General features: G+C 38.7%; 13 protein-coding genes. 6 read left to right on the top strand and 7 right to left on the bottom strand.

Annotated elements, in window-relative coordinates; translation table 11 throughout:
• Positions 1-49: 49 nt before the first annotated feature.
• From C7S20_RS09275 to C7S20_RS09255, 5 genes are all read right to left on the bottom strand, one after another.
• A complete protein-coding gene (locus C7S20_RS09275; RefSeq protein WP_107012223.1) occupies positions 50-2029 on the bottom strand; it encodes a heavy metal translocating P-type ATPase in 1980 nt (659 codons plus the stop codon).
• A 160-nt stretch (positions 2030-2189) separates the two neighbouring features.
• On the bottom strand, positions 2190-2387 hold the full coding sequence (locus C7S20_RS09270) for a hypothetical protein (protein WP_107012222.1): 198 nt from the start codon (positions 2385-2387) through the stop codon (positions 2190-2192).
• Between the two features lie 151 nt (positions 2388-2538).
• The gene (locus tag C7S20_RS09265) at positions 2539-4992 is read right to left on the bottom strand and encodes a TonB-dependent receptor (protein ID WP_107012221.1); all 2454 of its coding nucleotides are present in this window, start codon (positions 4990-4992) and stop codon (positions 2539-2541) included.
• Positions 4993-5155: 163 nt separating this feature from the next.
• Positions 5156-6532, bottom strand: a complete 1377-nt coding sequence (locus C7S20_RS09260; RefSeq protein ID WP_107012220.1) for an amidohydrolase family protein — start codon at positions 6530-6532, stop codon at positions 5156-5158.
• 138 nt (positions 6533-6670) lie between these two features.
• Positions 6671-9103 carry a TonB-dependent receptor gene (locus C7S20_RS09255; protein WP_107012219.1) on the bottom strand — a complete coding sequence of 811 codons (2433 nt, stop codon included), beginning with the start codon at positions 9101-9103 and terminating at the stop codon, positions 6671-6673.
• Between the two features lie 187 nt (positions 9104-9290).
• Here C7S20_RS09255 and C7S20_RS09250 point away from each other — a divergent pair, with 187 nt between their 5' ends.
• Positions 9291-10460, top strand: a complete 1170-nt coding sequence (locus C7S20_RS09250) for a sensor histidine kinase (protein WP_107012218.1) — start codon at positions 9291-9293, stop codon at positions 10458-10460.
• Positions 10441-11208, top strand: a complete 768-nt coding sequence (locus C7S20_RS09245) for a LytR/AlgR family response regulator transcription factor (protein WP_107012217.1) — start codon at positions 10441-10443, stop codon at positions 11206-11208. Before C7S20_RS09250 ends, C7S20_RS09245 begins: the two co-directional genes overlap by 20 nt.
• Here the strand turns inward: C7S20_RS09245 and C7S20_RS09240 are convergent.
• Complete coding sequence (locus tag C7S20_RS09240; RefSeq protein ID WP_159039913.1) at positions 11205-11540, bottom strand: hypothetical protein; 336 nt, start codon at positions 11538-11540, stop codon at positions 11205-11207. The two genes, C7S20_RS09245 and C7S20_RS09240, sit on opposite strands and share 4 nt — an antisense overlap.
• Before the next feature lie 495 nt (positions 11541-12035).
• Between C7S20_RS09240 and C7S20_RS09235 the strand changes: the two genes are divergently transcribed.
• From C7S20_RS09235 to C7S20_RS09225, 4 genes are all read left to right on the top strand, one after another.
• Positions 12036-12881, top strand: a complete 846-nt coding sequence (locus tag C7S20_RS09235) for a universal stress protein (protein ID WP_107012215.1) — start codon at positions 12036-12038, stop codon at positions 12879-12881.
• Positions 12882-13022: 141 nt separating this feature from the next.
• On the top strand, positions 13023-13457 hold the full coding sequence (locus C7S20_RS09230) for a BLUF domain-containing protein (protein WP_107012214.1): 435 nt from the start codon (positions 13023-13025) through the stop codon (positions 13455-13457).
• Positions 13458-13835: 378 nt separating this feature from the next.
• The gene (locus C7S20_RS19555; RefSeq protein ID WP_159039912.1) at positions 13836-14000 is read left to right on the top strand and encodes a hypothetical protein; all 165 of its coding nucleotides are present in this window, start codon (positions 13836-13838) and stop codon (positions 13998-14000) included.
• Between the two features lie 281 nt (positions 14001-14281).
• On the top strand, positions 14282-15547 hold the full coding sequence (locus tag C7S20_RS09225; protein ID WP_107012213.1) for an IS256 family transposase: 1266 nt from the start codon (positions 14282-14284) through the stop codon (positions 15545-15547).
• Positions 15548-15581: 34 nt separating this feature from the next.
• On the opposite strand, the gene C7S20_RS09220 is transcribed toward C7S20_RS09225, so the two are convergent.
• Positions 15582-17612, bottom strand: coding sequence for a type I restriction-modification enzyme R subunit C-terminal domain-containing protein (locus C7S20_RS09220; protein ID WP_107012212.1), 2031 nt, complete (start codon positions 17610-17612; stop codon positions 15582-15584).
• Positions 17613-17647 lie beyond the last annotated feature (35 nt).

The raw sequence follows: 17647 nt of genomic DNA, 5'->3' as shown, positions 1-17647 counted from the left end.
ATTCCAAATTTATAACTTTTCAGGGATTATTTCCTAATGAAAATGGAAATTAGAAGTATTTATTTTTAAAGCCAAGCAGTCTAAGGGCATTTAAAACCACAACCACGGTAGAACCTTCATGAAAAACCACTGCTATTCCAATATTGGCAAGCCCTATAATGGTAGCAGGTAAAAGCAGCGCTACCACACCCAGACTTATCCAAAGATTCTGCTTGATGATGAGTCGTGACTTTCGGCTTAGCGCAATTGCAAACGGAAGTACCTCAAGTTTATCGGCCATCAAAGCAACATCAGCAGTCTCCAGCGCCACATCGTTACCGGCGGCGCCCATGGCAATCCCAACGGTACTATTGGCCATTGCCGGCGCATCGTTAACACCGTCACCCACCATCGCTATTTTATTTTCTTCCTTCTTCAACTGTATGATACGCTCTACCTTCTCTTCGGGTAAAAGGCCTCCGTAGGTATGGGTGATATTGATCTCTGCTGCCACAGCATTGGCTACCTCCTGGTTATCACCGGTAAGCATGATCATTTTTCGGATGCCGATCTTTTTCAGATTTGCGAGTGTTTCTTTTGCCGATTTTCGCGGCACGTCCATAAGGCCAATTATGCCCTCAAAGTTCTTTTCATGCTGAAAAAGCATCACCGTTTTACCCTCTTTTTCAAGGTCATTGACTTTTTTTTGAAGCTCAACCGGAACACCTCCATCTTCGCTGTAAAGGCTGCAATTTCCTATTTGCAGCTTTTGACCATTGAACTCTCCCCTGATTCCTTTTCCCTGAACCGCTTCAGAATTTAAAATCTGAAGGACACCATTTCCCTCTCCTAATCTTGCTTTACCATCTCTTACAATTGCTCTGGCCAGGGGATGATTACTGGAACTTTCCAGCGAAATGAGCATTTTTAAAACTTCGTTTTCGTTCTTTCCATTAAGAAGTTCAAAATTGGTAAGCTTTGGTTTTCCTTCAGTTAAAGTACCTGTTTTATCAAAGGCTATAGCCCTTAAGGTCCCCAGGTCTTCAAGGGCTTTTCCTCCTTTAATTAGAACTCCTCCTTTCGCTGCACGGGCAATTCCGCTTAAAACAGCAGAAGGAGTGGAAATGGCCAGCGCACACGGACTCGCTGCTACAAGGGCAGCCATAGACCTGTAAAAGCTCTCTCCCCAGGTTTCATCTACCACCAAAAAAGCAAAATTCAGAAGGATCACCAGGGCGAGAACTGCAGGCACATAATATTTTTCAAAATTATCGGCCAACAATTGGGTGGGCGATTTTTTTTCCTGTGCTTCCTGAACAAGGTTTATCAACCTGTTTAGGGTAGAATCTGAAGATTCCCGGGTCACTTTTACCTCTATGGTATTATCACCATTTATAGTACCGGCATAAACTCGGCTAATGCTGGGAATAATTTCATCAGAATTGTAATCTTTAGAAGTGTCGTTAACCGGTTCTTTATCTACAGGAATGCTCTCGCCGGTAATGGGAGCCTGGTTTATACTGGTCCTGCCACTTATCAGCACACCATCGGCACTAACCGTTGAATTAGGAATGACCTTGATGATGTCACCTCGTTTCAGGGTTTCAATGGGAACTTCCCGATAATTTTCACCTTCTTTTTTAAGCGCGAGTTTAGGTGAAAGTTTAGTGAGTGATTCTATAGATTTTCGGGCTTTATCCATGGCCTTATGTTCCAGCGCATGACCAAGACTAAAAAGGAAAAGAAGAAGTGCTCCTTCAGCCCATTTATCAAGAAAAGCAGCACCTAGGGCCGCCACAAGCATCAAAAAATCTATTTCAAATTTCGCTTTTGCAACTGCCTTAACCGCTTCAAGAAAAGTAAAATAACCTCCAAAAAAGTAAGAAAACAGAAATGGGATGAGGGAATATAAAAAAGGAAGAGAAGTGAATTGTAAAATTAAAAATCCGGTTACAAGAAATAATCCGCTTAAACCAGCAAAAATAATTTCGGTTTTATCTCCGAAAATCCCGTCGTTATGACTGGCGCAACAACCAACCTGACAGCTCATGGTATGAAATTTTCAGCAAAGATACGCCAAAAAAGCTGCAATTTCTACGGATTACGCTCTATAACATTCAGTATTTTCAATGAAATTTGAAGCAGTAAAATGTCAAAAAGAAAAATCCGCCATTTAATTTTGGCGGATCTCTAAAATATTTAAAAGTTGATTAATCGTAGCAACATTTACAAACAATAATATTTGTTACCAGAAGGTTTTGTTGCGCTTTTTTCTTTGCCAGGTCTCCATTGGCAAAAATCCCCAGATATACCCTATCCAGGACGTCGGGAAGTTCTTTGCAATCTTCCCCGTGAACCCTTATCATTCCATTATGATCGGGGTTCTTGGCCGAGTAATAAAATTTCATGGCCGAAAATTAGAAGTATCAACAAATCATAAATACTCTTATTGAAATATATTTTAATGCAATTGCTCAAAGTGTTTGTTAAATAGTAAATTAAAAAAGCCCGATGCAAAAACATCAGGCTTAAGAATAAATTTAAAATCGGAAAAAATGCTTAACCGCCCGCCCTGTTCAATTCTTCCAGATCTTCCGGGCTGGATTTTCTTTTTATTTTTGAGCCTTTGCTAAAGCTGTAACGGATGTTCAAACTGAGTGCACGGTTGAAAAAATACTGGTCTATGGTCAAAGAATTACTTCCATATTCTCCTTCCACATGCATATCTCGGGTTTTAAAAATATCGGTGGCTTTCAGGCTGACATTCAGCCTTTCATTCATAAATGACTTCTTCAATCCGGCATCTAACCACCATTGGCTGTCTACGGTGTAAACACCAATGGCCAGCGGACCTCGAAACGTGCCATTCAGCTCCAGGCTTAAATCCCATGGAAGGCTAAGCTGATGATTAGACTGTAACATATAGAAAAGATTTTTGTTTTGTTGTTGCCTCCCCTCAAACATTAAATCGTAATTCTGCTGGTTGACCACAAAAGTATTATTCGCATACCAGAAAGAGGCAAATTCAATGGGAGCTATCACACTAGCCGTATAACTCCTGAAGGATTTTAAATTCTCGGTGGTATAAACCGTTTCACCTGTTTCAGGATCGGTAGTTGGATTTTCAGCCATATAATTTTTCGCAAAATCATAGCCCAGGCTTAAATGATATTTTTTGGCTATGGTCTGAGACAATTTCAGCGAATTGGTGATTTGAGGTTCCAAATCGGGATTTCCAAGAATATAGCTGTAGGGATCGAGATAGAAAATAGCGGGATTCAAGGTCTGGTAGTTAGGCCTGGTAATTCTGCGGGTGAAAGAATAATCAAGCATATAATTCTCGCTTACCTTCTGCTGAACCATTACATTCGGAAAAAAATTGAGGTAATCTCTCTTATAATCTCCATCCATATTGTACAATTTGGCTTCACCGGTAGTTTCTTCAATTCTAAGGCCCAATTTAACATTCCAGGTATCATTTATTTTATTGTCATAACTGGCATAGGCCGCATAGATATTTTCGGTGTATCTGAAACGGTTGCTGATATCCTCGTCGAACTGAAAAGTTTCATCCTCCAAATGGTAAAATTTGAGATCGCTGTCAGAAATCACCTTACTTGCCTTGAGGCCGGTCTCCAGAGAAGAAGTTGTACTGAATGGTAATCTAAAATCTACTTTCGCTGAAAAAATATCGAAAGAAGATAATTTATCATTGGTAAGCAGCTCATTTACCTGGCTGTTCTCAAGCAAGTAATGATAATCATTCGCAAAGCGCGAATCGGTATTTGTCTGCAAGCGAACATAATCTAGATTGGCAGAAAGCGAAGTGCCCAAAGTATCCAAATCGCCGTTGTAATGAAGATTAAACCTTCCGTTCCTGAATTCTTCATCATAATGATTTTTCGCATCGATATTTATAACCTCTTCTGAAGGGTTCCCCAATTCTGAAAATGTATTCCAGTCAGACGCGGTTTCACGATAAGTAAGATCAGCACTAAAGCCTACACTGTGCTTCTTATTGATAGAATAATCAGTGCCTATTTGAACTGACGGAACCAAATTCACGATCTCCTGAGTTCCGTTTTGCTCATAAAATGAGATGTTCTCATTCCCGGGAAAACTTCTGGTTGCATGCTGATCGCGGTACATCCCGCGTTTAGCAAAATCAGCGTTAAGAAAGGAATTCCATTTTCCTTTTTTATAATTAAGGTTGAGCCCGGCATTATAAAATTTTTGTTTTCCGTATTCAAATCCGGCATAAACGCTGCCATTCATACCTTTTTGCGCATTTTCTTTCAGCACGATATTGAGAACTCCTCCCGTACCCTCGGCATCATATTTTGCCGATGGAGTGTGCACCACTTCTATCTCTTTGATATTTTCAGCAGGCATGCTTTCCAAAAAAGCCTTGAGCTGATCGCCCGATAAATAGGTTTGCCTGCCATCGATCATTACCGAAATTCCGGATCTGCCGTTGATCAGAAAATTCCCCGATTGATCAAGAGTAACGCCCGGTGAACGAGAAAGCATATCATAAGCGGTATTCCCGGCAGCGATTGCCGTTCCTTCTACCCGCATCACCATTATACCATTTTCGACCTGGATTTGAGGGCGGGTAGTCTTTACCATTACCTCATTGAGCATGGTGGTTTCGGTTTGCATGTTAATTTTTCCGAAATCTTTATAAAAAGATGGATTTGAAATCGAAAAGGTTTCGGTATAAACTGGTTTATATCCGATCGAAGTGATTTTCAGGATAAATTTTCCTGTTTTAGGAGCTTTTATCTCAAAATTTCCGTCTATATCGGTTGTGGTTCCTTTTACCACAGACGAATCGGCTACTTTTAAAACCGCTACGGTCGCGAAAGGAACCGTCTCATTATTTTCATCCAGAAGAACTCCGGTAATGGAACCTTCCTTTTCTTCAGGTTTACTTTGTCCTCCCTGTGCAAGACAGGCAGATCCGAATAAAATAAAAAGTATCGGGATTATTAATTGTTGATACAACATCATCTTAAATTTTACGATTATTATTGGTTAACAGGCTAAAAATCAGAATTATCAGAGCTATCTGGAAGTGATTTTCTATGAAACGGGATATAGCCCAGGTGAACCGGGAATTTTTAAAGCTGAAACAAAAGCCTTCTTTTTGAAGACAGCTGAAAAGCAATTTTTTTTAACTAGTGAAAAGGGTTTTAGGCTGAAAGAATTTTCCTTTAAAAATGACTTTTTCTATGCTAAGAGTATTCCTGATATCTTTAAGCGGATTCTTTTTCAGGATAACAAAATTAGCATCCCCTCCACTGTTAAAATAATCAGTTCCCACAATTTCCTCCCAATACTGAGCGGGATAAATGGTCGCTGCACGTAATGCCTCAAGGTTAGAGAAACCGTGCTTTACCAGGTTTTGCATCTCCTGATGAAGTGACAAGCCGGGAATAAGGAATGGATTTGGAAAATCGGTGCCAGCAAGGACTTTTACTTTTTGCCGCGCCATTTCCTCTAGAAAAACGCTGCTCAGTTCATCCATGGGGATATTTCTTTGACCACTATCTTTACTGGAAAGCCACCAGTTCTTTAAAGCTCGATCCATTCTTGCGAAGGCTTCGGTTTCTATAAGGTTTTCAATTACCTCTTTATGGGATGAATTTTTCCAAAGAACCGAAGTTGGACAAATCCAGATGTTATTTGCCTTTATTTGGTAAACCACTTGCTTTACTTTGAAAGCATCGGGATCTTTGCACAGTTCGGTTCCATAGTAGTTATAGTCATCTGGAGCTTCTACTTTTTGAATCTCAGAACAGGTCACAAAGGGACCAAAATTCTTTAAGTGTTCGAAAGAAGGAGATTTTTTATTAAAAACCTTTTTTATTACTGGTTTGGAAAGCAGCGCCAGAGGAATATGGGCTGCAACTTTGATATCATATTTTTCAGCGGCTTTTAAAAAAGCGAAATATACATCTGCAGGTAATCTTTCATATAACTTTATAAAATCATAGCCTTGTGATTTCTGCATTCTTACAACAGAATCTACTTTATTCACTTCATCTACCACAGGACCGTCGTGAGCTTTTCCCCAAAGCGGTGGTGTACCATCTATCAAAGGGCCGGCTACCTTGAGTTCTGGCCCCATTAGCAAGCCTTCTGAAATACTATCTCTCCAGGCCAAAAGGTTTTCATTTCCGGCCATGACGCGTATCCGGGTGATACCATATCCTAAAAAATCTTTCAGATACTGTTTATGAAATGGATTTTTTGGTTGCAGGTGTGCATGCATTTCAGAAAAAGAAGGCATTAAAAATTGCCCATGACCATCGATGATAAGCGAATCAGCAATTTGATATTCGTCGAATTCTTTTTCAGAAATAAATTTGAAAATCTTACCGTTCTTCAAAAGGATAATTTTGTCTTTTTGCACCTGTTCATCCTTAAGAGTAATAATCTTGTAATTCACAAGCGCTTTCAATCGGCTGGGGTGAGATTCTTGAGCTTTGGTTAAAAAAGTTGAAAAACTGATAATTAGAATGATGATTTTACAGGAAAAAATATTCATTTGACTGATGTTAAAAATTAGTGATGTACTATAAAGACTGCTTTAAAATTCAAATGTTACGCAAATCCTTTTATTGAAAATCCCGGTGCCAATGACACCGGGAAATCAGATGATAGTTGTATTGGAAGAATGAACTTTCTATTTACCGCCTGCTCTATTCAATTCTTCCAGATCTTGCTGGCGGATTTCGTTCTCCGGCTTTTTGTTGCTCAACTTATACCGCAGATTTAAACTGATTGTCCTATCACCCATATACTGGTCTACAAAAGTGGTATTACCGTTCACATTGGAAGAACCTGTGACCTGCATGGTCTTGAAAATATCGTCAGCGCTTAGGGACACATCCAGACGATCGTTCAAAAAGCTCTTTTTGATCCCGACATCCATCCCGAAGCGACTTTCAATTCTATAAAGATTGTACGCGACGGGTCCTTCATAGCGCACATTTAGTTCAACGCTGAGGTCAAGAGGAAGATTCAATCTTTGCGTACTTTGGAACATATAGAAAAACTGCTTGTTCTCTACCTGCGTATCACTTACAGAGATATTGTAGCGCTGATCTGACAATACCACCGTGTTGGTCATATCCCACTCGGGGATGATCTGAAATGGTGCCACAAGCGTTGCGGTAAGGCTTTTATAGCTATCGCTGTTTCGAATCGCAAAAGCAGTCTCATTGGTTTCAGGATCCTGGATTGGGACCTCCCCTATAAAATTATCAGCAATATCATAGCCCAGCATCAGGTTATACTTTTTGAAAAAAGTCTGCGTGATCTGGAATGAATTATTGATCTGAGGCTTCAGGTCGGGATTTCCACTTACATAAGTATAGGGATCGATATAGAAAATGAACGGATTCAACCTTTCATAATCTGGTCTCAGAATCCTTCGGTTAAAAGAGTAATTGATCTTATAATCATCGCTTACCTTCTGCTCAATGCTCAGATTAGGAAAGAATTCGAGGTAATCTCTTTCTTTTGTCTCATTCATGGTTAATGAAACACCTTTCGCTACGGTTTCTTCCATACGAAGTCCTGCAGTAATGTTCCAGGTTTCGTTCAACTGACTGTTGAAACTGGCGTAGGCCGCGTAAATATTCTCTTCGTATCTAAACTGGTTGCTTCTGGAAGGATCTAAAACTTTTCCACCTTCTTCATCTATATAAAAGTTAAGGTCACTATCGGAAACCACATCACTGGCCTTTAGCCCCATTTCGAGTTGAGAAGATTTCGAAAGTGGCAAACTAAGGTCCAAACGACCTGAAAAAATTTCATAATCTGAAATACTACTGCTAAACAAAAGTTCACTATGCTGCTCATCCGTTTGCCTTAAGGAATAATGGTTGTCAAAACTTGAGTTGGATTCCTGGCTCAGGGTGACATAATCTACATTCGCAGTAAGAATTGAACCTAAAGTGTCCAGTTTTCCCTGGTAATGAACATTCAAACGTCCTTTTCCGAACTTTTCCTGGATGTTATTCAGAGCAATAATGTCAGTGTTTTGATCATTTACATAATCATTAATGTATCCTATCGAATTCCAGTCGTTGTTAAGATCCTGGTAAGAAAGATCGGCCATTATGCCAATGGTATTATTTTCATCGATTGCAAAATCGGTTCCTGCTCTGAGGGAAGGGGTTATTTTTTGCCTGCTGTCCCTGGCGTTTTGAGCCAGGAAAGCCGAGGGTTCATCGTCCACTACAAATCCACGGGTCATATACTGGTCGCGGTATCTTCCGCTTCTTCTCAGGTCAAAATTGAAGAAAGAATTCCATTTGCCTTTTTTGTAGCTAAGATTTGCACCCGCATTATAACCGATGATCTGATTGTATTCGTAGCCGGCATACACACTTCCATTGAGTCCGTTTAGGGTATTCTTTTTCAGATGGATATTCAGAATTCCTGCGCTCCCTTCTGCATCATATTTAGCGGAGGGATTTGTTATCACCTCAATACTTTCAATATTTTCAGCCGACATTCCTTCCAGAAGAGTTTTTAGCTCTGCACTAGAAAGATAGGTAAGACGGCCGTCGATCATAATAGAAACGCCATTTTTTCCGTTCAGCTTAAAATTGCCATCTTGATCTACCAGCACACCGGGAGCCCGGGAAAGTACTTCATAGGCTGAACTTCCCGCGGCAAGGGCCGTTCCCTCTACTCTAACATTAAGGTTGCCGCCTTTCATTTCCACCTTTGGTCTCCAGGTTTCGATCATCACCTCATTGAGCATGGTAGATTCTTCCTTTATAATAATAGCCCCAAAATCCCGGCTAAAGTTGGAACTCTCTACCTTAAACCTGCTGCTAAATGTAGAGGAGTATCCAATCGCGCTAAATCTGAGAAAGTAATCGCCGGGATCAGGAGCTTTAATTTTAAAATTTCCATTAATATCGGTAGTAGAACCGGTAACCACAGTAGAGTCGGGTAATTGCATCACCGCTACCGTTGCGAAAGGAACCGTAACCTCCTCCTGATCGAGGAGGCTACCTTTTAATATCCCTTCTTGAGCTAAAACAAATTGACTAAGTAAAAAACTTAGAATAAACAGATTGATCTTTAAATACAACTTCATCTTGTTCGTTTTTTGATTGATAAATCATTTGATTGATGCTTCAAAGATCCAGTGTTTAGGGGCTTTACAGAAGTTGTTTTTGGTGAACCGGGATATTAAGGGAATGAATCGGGATATGGATAAGGTGAAGCAGAAACAAGATCCTTTTAAAATAAACATCTTGCAATAAACCTTTTTATAGGAAATTATGCAGACGGGCGGGAATAGATTAATTGCTTATTTTTATCTCAGGAATAATCTTAAGACCATTCATAAAGGAATTTTAAATAAAGATTCAGGGGAAAGAAAGAATCTCAAAAAAAAGCTGCTTTTTTTCCTGAAGAAAGCTGGCAGAGCAGCATTTGTCACCATTACGGTCTACGAACTTTTCTTTTTTCTGAATCTTGGCCGATTTCTTAACTGGGAAGAATTTATCAATACCCCTTTTATCCAGCTGGAGGTTGGGCTCGCCTTTATTTTTTTCTTAATGCTATTTTTGATTTTTCCGTTCATCTCTACTTTTATAAACGAGGGAAAAGTCTCAAAACTTAATCCTTTGCTGAGGTTGATAATAGAAGTCTTTCTTGTGATCTTCTGCAGCATTCTTCTTCTTTCTTTATTCAATTATGGGCCGCTGTTCATTTTTACCGATGTTAAACCTTCGGCAGACCGGCTGCGCACCGGCTATTTGGTAACTTCGGTCTTTGCTCTTTTCTTCTATTATTTTGTGGAAAGAGAGCAGCATAAAAAGAAATTACGTGCTGAGATGTTGCGTTCGGCACAAATACAGAAGGAAAATTTCCAGGCGCAGCTTCAAAACCTGAAAAACCAGGTAAATCCTCATTTCCTGTTTAATAGTCTGAATGTTCTGGGAACACTCATTTACAAAGACCAGGACCAGGCGGTGGAATTTACGCGCCGCTTATCCGACCTTTATCGTGCCTTTTTAGATACCAGTAACGAACCACTTATTCCTTTAAAAAAGGAATTGGAAATTGTTAAATCATACATTTATTTGCTTAAAACAAGATTTGGGGAAGCCGTAGACTTTCATATGGAAATTACTTCAGAAGAAGAATATTATCTCCCTCCGGGCACGCTGCAAATGCTGATTGAAAATGCAATTAAGCACAACGGTTCAACGCGAAAAAGTCCGCTTCAGATCCATATTATAAAATCCGGAAATATTTTAGAGGTAAGAAATCGGTTAAAGCCGCGGCGTGAAAAAATTAATTCCACGCATACTGGCTTAAAGAATATTGAAAGCCGTTATAGATTTCTAACAGACCGGATCCCGGAATTTAAAAAAACTGAAAAAGAATTCATTGCCAGATTACCATTATTAAAAGTTGAAGATTATGAACATAGTCATCATTGAAGATGAGGCATTCGCGGCCGAAGCACTTGAAAAAATGATCCTTGATTTACGGCCCAACACGAAGCTAATTGAACGCCTGGAATCGGTTGAAGATGCAATTGAATGGTTTGAAGAAAATGAGCACCCGGAATTGATCTTCTGCGATATTCATCTTTCTGACGGAAGTAGTTTTGAGATCTTCAGAGAAGTTAAAGTAGAATGCCCGGTTATTTTCACTACCGCATTCAATGAATATGCTATTGAAGCATTTAAAGTGAACAGTGTTGATTACCTGCTTAAGCCAATTAAAAAAGAAGACATACAAAAGGCCATAGAAAAATATGAAAATCTAAAGAAGAACAACCTTGCTGATGAAATGCAGAACCTTTGGAATTTGCTCCAAAATGAACACGTGGCATCAAGAAATAAGAAAAAAGCGAGGTTCATGGTAAAAAGCGGACAAAGCATTGCCGCCATTCCCAGCGAAAACGTAGCCTATTTTATGGCTGAAGAAGGTGTGGTGTTGCTGGTAACTTTTGAGGCTAAGCGTTATATTGTGAATTACACGCTGGATGAACTTGAAGTACTACTGGATGAAGTAATTTTTTTTCGGGCTAACCGGCAGCTCATTATCAATATAGAGTCCATAAAAAAAGTCAATCCATATTTCAAAGGACGGCTCCAATTGGTCCTTTCACCGGCCACCGAAGATGATCCTGTAGTGAGCAGTGGTAAAGCCTCAAAATTTAAGGAATGGCTTGATCTTTAAACCTCAAGATGCAAAGCCCAGAAGCTAATAATAAAGACCAGGGAGATCATCAGCCCGATAAAAACCATCAGCAATCCGCGATTTTCTATTCTAAGACGCCTTAATTCCTGTGAAAGCAATTCCTTCTCGGCATTCTCAAGGTTCATAAAATTTTCAATTCCCATTTTTCTGGCCAGTTGTCCGCGATCGGTGAGGTAAACTTCACTATTTCTGCTCACCACGATCAGGTCGTTCTCCCTGAGGGTATTTATGAAAGAGGTGGAAGTTTCCTTTTTCAATTGGTCAAGGCTCATCCCATCCATCAAAGAAAGCGAACCTCTGTTTCTCATCATTCTTAACATTTCCTTAACTTTTTAAATCTGCTTAAATTTAGAAAAATTTAACTTTAAGAACAAGAGCAGACTTTTAGGGAAAAAGTTAAATTTTTAAAATTTATTCCTTCATATATTCGAATTACTGGTTTTTTTCGAAAAGTAAAAAACAATTTTATATTTAGGAGACTGGCATAAATCCAAATTCCAACTATTTATATTGGGAATTGTTTAACACAAGTGCCTTCTATAACATTTTATAGGATCAAAGAAAAAAATTGGTTCATTTCCTGCCGAAACACAGCTCAAAACCTATCAAAAATTTTCAATTGCTATCTTCTGTCTTTCATTTTTTCCCTATCTTTTTATGAAATTCTGCCAATAAGAAAGATTAGAAATTCAGGAAAAATGAAATGCCATATTCTGATATTTATCATTTTTAAAACGCCTTTCATAAGGTACTTTTATAGTTAATTCCAGGAGGTAAATCTAATCCTCTTCAGAAAGTAAAAGACCATGAAAAAGATACTTTTTGCAACCGATTTTTCAGAAGAAGCTTACTGTGCCCTTTATTACGCATCGCGGCTTTTTGCAAAGGAGAATTGCAAGTTCTATATTTCCCATTTTTACGGCGATGAGCTGCGAATTTCGGCCTACGGAATTGTGAACGAAATGGAACATAAAAAAACTCCTGTCCTCGCTCAAAAATCTTTAGATGCCTGCAATGAGACAAAACACCGCATTAAGCGGGATATCAATCTCGATAATCACGAGTATGAAATAATAAGCTCCAGGTATAAAATGGCCTCAGAAATTCCGCTTATTGTCGGTGAGAAAAAAATTGATCTCATCGTGATGGGAACCAAAGGCCATCGCGGATTACTGGCTAACTGGGAAAAAAGCCATACCAGTGAACTTATAGAAAAAGCAGTTACCTGCCCTATTCTGGTGATCCCGAAAGAGATCAATTATACGGCACCCCAACATATAGCAGTTGCCAGTGATCTTACAAAGGCCTTTACCGATGCCCAGGTAAAATTACTCAGGGAACTTTCAGAAAATTTTAATTCTAAGATCACCCTTATCAATGTTGGCTTTAAACGCTTTTTGGAACCTCGTCAAAAGGCGAATTTTGCCAATCTTCAGGAACTGCTGCCAAATACCGATATAAAGATCAAGCACGTCCTGACAGATCATGAGATCTCGCGGGCCATTTCAGATTATGTAAAAAGCAACTCCATTAATCTGCTGGCCATGGTCTATAATAAACACTCATTTACCGAAAAATTATTTCGCGAGCCGGTGGTAAAGAATATCGATATTCATCTGGGTTTTCCATTTTTGGTACTTCCGGAGAAATAAAGAAAGAATGACTGTTTTTAAAGCCAATTTTGGTAAGATTTCAAATGTGCCGCGCAGGATAAAAAGCAGAAAGCCTGGAACCATTTCAGGAGCGGGTATAAAAAAACCGGAGAATTTTATAACTTATACAGAAAGCAAATTATGAGATATGCAATTTCATATGTAAGCACTAAAAGCCCTTCAGTTAAAGAGGAAGAAATTTATAAGGTTTTAGAGGACTCCTGCTCGTATAATAACGAGAATAACATCACCGGTTTACTGGTCTATTTTGACGGTAATTTTTTTCAGTTAATTGAAGGAGAAAAAGAAGCGGTGAGAGAATTATTCTACAATAAAATAAAAAAGGATTCCCACCACCGGAACATCATTAAGTTTTTGGAAAAGGAAATTACTAATCCGGCCTATGACGGCTACGACTGCGATATAGTCAATAACCAGTTCAAAATTGACACCTCAAAGCTGCATAAATATATAAATCATCTGAAGGTTTTAGACCCGGAAGTGAGAAAACCGGTAACAGCAATTCTAAAATCTATTATTCCTGATATTGAGAGCCGGCTTGCGACAACATCCTAAGAGGAGGTTCGATTATTTTTGAAAAGACCACAGTTCTTACGCAACCGTGGTTGTAGTTTTCAAGTATTACATGATAATTGAGAAATTCAATGCGATTCAATCGCGCACCAGCGGGGGTAGCCTGGAACTAAAAAATAACAAAAACTAAAACACCCCGTCAGTTCGGATGATCCCGAGGACTCGGGATTGTATCGAGAACACGCGAGGGAGTTCTCTGCTCAAAACCCGTTCTTGATACATTTTTCCCTTCCGCTCTCGCTACAGGAAAAAACACTCGAACTGAGGTTTAGAGATGTTAAAATTTTTAACTAACTTTCCCACTCAGGATCCTACCCTACTTGATCCTTTTTTTACAACCGAAACTACCATCTTCAATAAATGGCAAAAGCAGACATTGATTTTGAAAAAGAACTCTGGGATGCGGCGAACGAATTGCGCGGCGCGGTATCTGAGAATAACTATAAAAACTACTTTTGCTACCGCGCGATTGTATCGCGTGGTTTCTCAGCAGATTGGACCGATAAAAAATATCGTTCAAAATGAAACTCAAAGTTGCTAGGATATGAAAAAAAAAGAAATTGAACGCGATGCAATCGCCCACCAGCGTGGGGATTGGTAACGTTATTAAGACCGGGAAGAAGAAAATCAAAAATCCTTTCGCTGGTCAGATTTAGTCCTAACTGGTCCAAACCATCAATAGAAGTTAATGTGCTTCAAAGAAAAGGAACAAAAACCTTCCTTTCCAATTGAGTAAGATTCTTAAGAGGGTGTAAAATAAACTCTGTCTGAAGGAAATTTTAAATTAATTTTATTCAAACAGACTTATGACAACAGAAGAACAACAACAATTAGAAAAGAAGGCCCTGGAGCAGTTTATGTCGGGCAAGAGTCTTTTCGGTAAGGGCGGTGCTTTTGCGCCTATGCTTAAGAGTTTTATTGAAAAAGCTCTTGAAGCAGAAATGGATTCACATCTTAATGAACAAGAGCGCTCTAATGGCAATAAGCGCAATGGCAAAGGAAAAAAGAGGATAAAGAGTGGCTATGGATCCTTTGAAATTGATACCCCGCAGGATCGTCAAAGCAGTTTTGAACCCGATCTGGTAAAGAAACGCCAGACTATTTTAGCAGATAATCTCTCTGAGAAGATAATAGGCCTCTACGGCCTTGGAATGAGCTATCGTGACATCTCTTCTCACATTAAGGAAATGTATGACACAGACATCTCCCATACGGTTTTAAGCCAGATTACTGACAGGATCATTCCTGATGTAAAAGCATGGCAGAGCCGTCCCCTGGATTCCCTTTATTGCATTGTATGGCTCGATGCCATGCATTACAAAGTGAAGGTAGATGGAAAGATAGAACACAAGGCCCTCTACAACATTCTAGGCATCAACAAAGAGGGATATAAAGAAGTTCTGGGAATGTATATTTCTGAGAGCGAAGGTGCCAACTTCTGGCTTCAGGTATTGACAGATTTACAAAACCGTGGGCTGGAAGACATCTTGATTGCCTGTACTGATAATCTCAAAGGTTTTACCAATGCTATTCTCAGTGTGTTTCCAAAGACGCAGGTACAACTTTGTATCGTTCATCAAATAAGAAACTCTCTTAAATATATCGCTTCTAAAGACCAGAAGGAATTTATGAAGGACCTTAAAAAAGTCTATCGAGCTGTAAATAAAGAAGTAGCTGAAGATGAACTGCTGAGCCTGGAAGAAAAATGGGGACAGAAGTATCCAGTAGTAATTGAGAGCTGGCAACGCAACTGGGAAGAACTCTCACAGTATTTTCAGTTCACTGAGCCTATCAGAAAGATCATTAATACCACTAATGCCGTTGAGGGCTTCCATCGCCAGATTCGTAAGGTTACAAAGACCAAGGGAGCCTTCACTAATGATATGTCCCTTCTAAAGCTGGTTTATCTGGCTACCAGGAATATCGAAAAGAAATGGACAGCTCCTCTCCATAATTGGAGTCTTACCATTCAGCAATTTTATATTAAATTTGGTAATAGGATACCATTGACCATAAATATCAGTGCCTCTGGAATTAGTAAAAGAGAAATTGAAAGATCAGACAGAGTTTAATTTACAGACCCATTCATAAATCAATTTTAAAGCTTTAAGCTATCCCCGCATTCCCGTTCACCCTGTCTACAATGGATATTATTTTAGTTATTCGTTCTTTGTCTCCTTTAAAAACATCTAGAATTCCCCTTTCATATCCTTTTTCAAAGGTAGCGGAAGAAAGAAGTTGCTTTTCTATAGTTCCTTTTTCGTTAAGGTGCTGGATGATTTTATTTACAAAAGTGATTTGGTCGGCATTCAAATTTTCATCCTGTATAAAATCACTGAACAGATTGTTTGCTACCCGTATATCCAGGCCAATTATATTGCGCACAAACTTACCTAAGGGAGCTCCGTTAATATGTTCTTTAAAATCAGTGCCGATCTCACCCTTAGATAAAAATTGTTCAAGAATTACAAGTTCTTTTTCAGTGATTGGCAAATTTTTGTAAAGTTTATCAATAACTAAATGATTTTTATTTTTACGGATAAATGCTTCCACTCTGTTCATATAGCTAGGTGAATTTTGATAACCTCCTAATATATCCCACTCTTTAATTTTATTCTCATAAACCGTATCTTCGAAATTGGAATAAACCGGATCTAATTTTTCTTTATCCAAAAACTGTATCAGGCTCCTTAATTCTTCTCTAACTTTTTCCAGTTGAAGCAAGGAAATCTGTTTCCAGAAATCTCCGTCCTGAACCTCCCTTATGGTATTAATTTTTTCAGCTACTGCAGGAATATTTCTTTTTTTCTCTAATCGGTTCCCTATATTTATTATTCTATTTATATAATTTTCTTGAGAGCGGTTACCATTAATTAGTGCTAAATGGAGTTTTAAGATGATCAGGTCAAATCTTTTTGCGAGTTCATCCTCATCATCTTTGTAAGATGGAAGCTTTGCCAAATGGGTTTTTATATCATTTTGATCCCCAATATTCAGATTTTCCCAGGATTCCCTTTCTTTATATTTCTTTACATATTTCCATACAGATCTAACCTGATATCTGTTTTCATCCAGTTCTTTTATTAATTGATGAAGATTTTCAGTAAAATTTTCCATCAATTGATCTTCTTCTTCCGTTGCATCCGTTTTGTCCCTCAGGGCGATCACTAAATCTAATTTGGCTTCAAAAATTTGTTCTGACAAACCTTGGGAACTGGCAGCAGTAATTCCATCGGGAAATTCATCAAAAAATTCGAAATTTGAACAAAAATCAAATATTACGAAGTACTCTTTATCTTTTCCAGGCGCAAATAAATTAAAACGCAACCTTGTTCCGCGCCCAATCATTTGCCAGTATTTTGCAAAGGAGCGCACTCTTTTAAAAAATACAAGATTTACCACTCTTGGAGCATCTACGCCTGTATCCATCATGTCTACAGATACAGCTATTTGCGGTTCCATCTCCACTTTATCTTCACAAAAGCGTTCTAAAAGATCCTGGGCCTTGTCAGCATAATTATCGATAATTCTTAAAAAAGAGCCACCATATTCCGGGTAGTTTTTATTAAAGCGTTTTTCTATAAATGCAGCATGTTTATGGTTCTTAGCAAAAATGATGGTTTTTCCTAGTTTGTCGCCTCCAGCAACTTTAATCCCATTTTCCATAAGATGGGCCAAAACTTTATCGACAGTGTCTTTATTAAATAGCCAACTATTCAATTTTCCTTTATCAATTTCGTCAATATATACCTCACCAGTAATCGGATCGCCAAATAACTCTTCGTAATGTGCTTTATCCTTTTCCGGTAGTTCCTTATACTTCACTCCTTCCAATGGAAATTTTATTGGAACTTCCATTGCTTTTGGAGGTACCAGAAATTTATCATTGACTGCCTGATTGAGTTCATAAGCGAAAGTTGGATTATCGTCTTCTATTTCAAATAATGAATAGGTATTTCTATCTATATCTTTTTTAGGGGTAGCTGTTAAGCCTATTAATAAACTATCAAAATAATCAAAAATCGTTTTATATTTCTGATAGACGGAACGATGAGCTTCGTCAATAATCACAACATCAAAATGACCTACGCCATAAAACCTTTCGTCATCCGATTTCAAACTGTCAATTTTGTTCATAATTGTCGGGTAGGTAGAGAACACAGATAAGGAGG

Origin of the sequence: Christiangramia fulva (genome assembly GCF_003024155.1) — a bacterium.
GTDB lineage: Bacteria > Bacteroidota > Bacteroidia > Flavobacteriales > Flavobacteriaceae > Christiangramia > Christiangramia fulva.
This window is presented reverse-complemented; position numbering and strand designations above follow the sequence as displayed.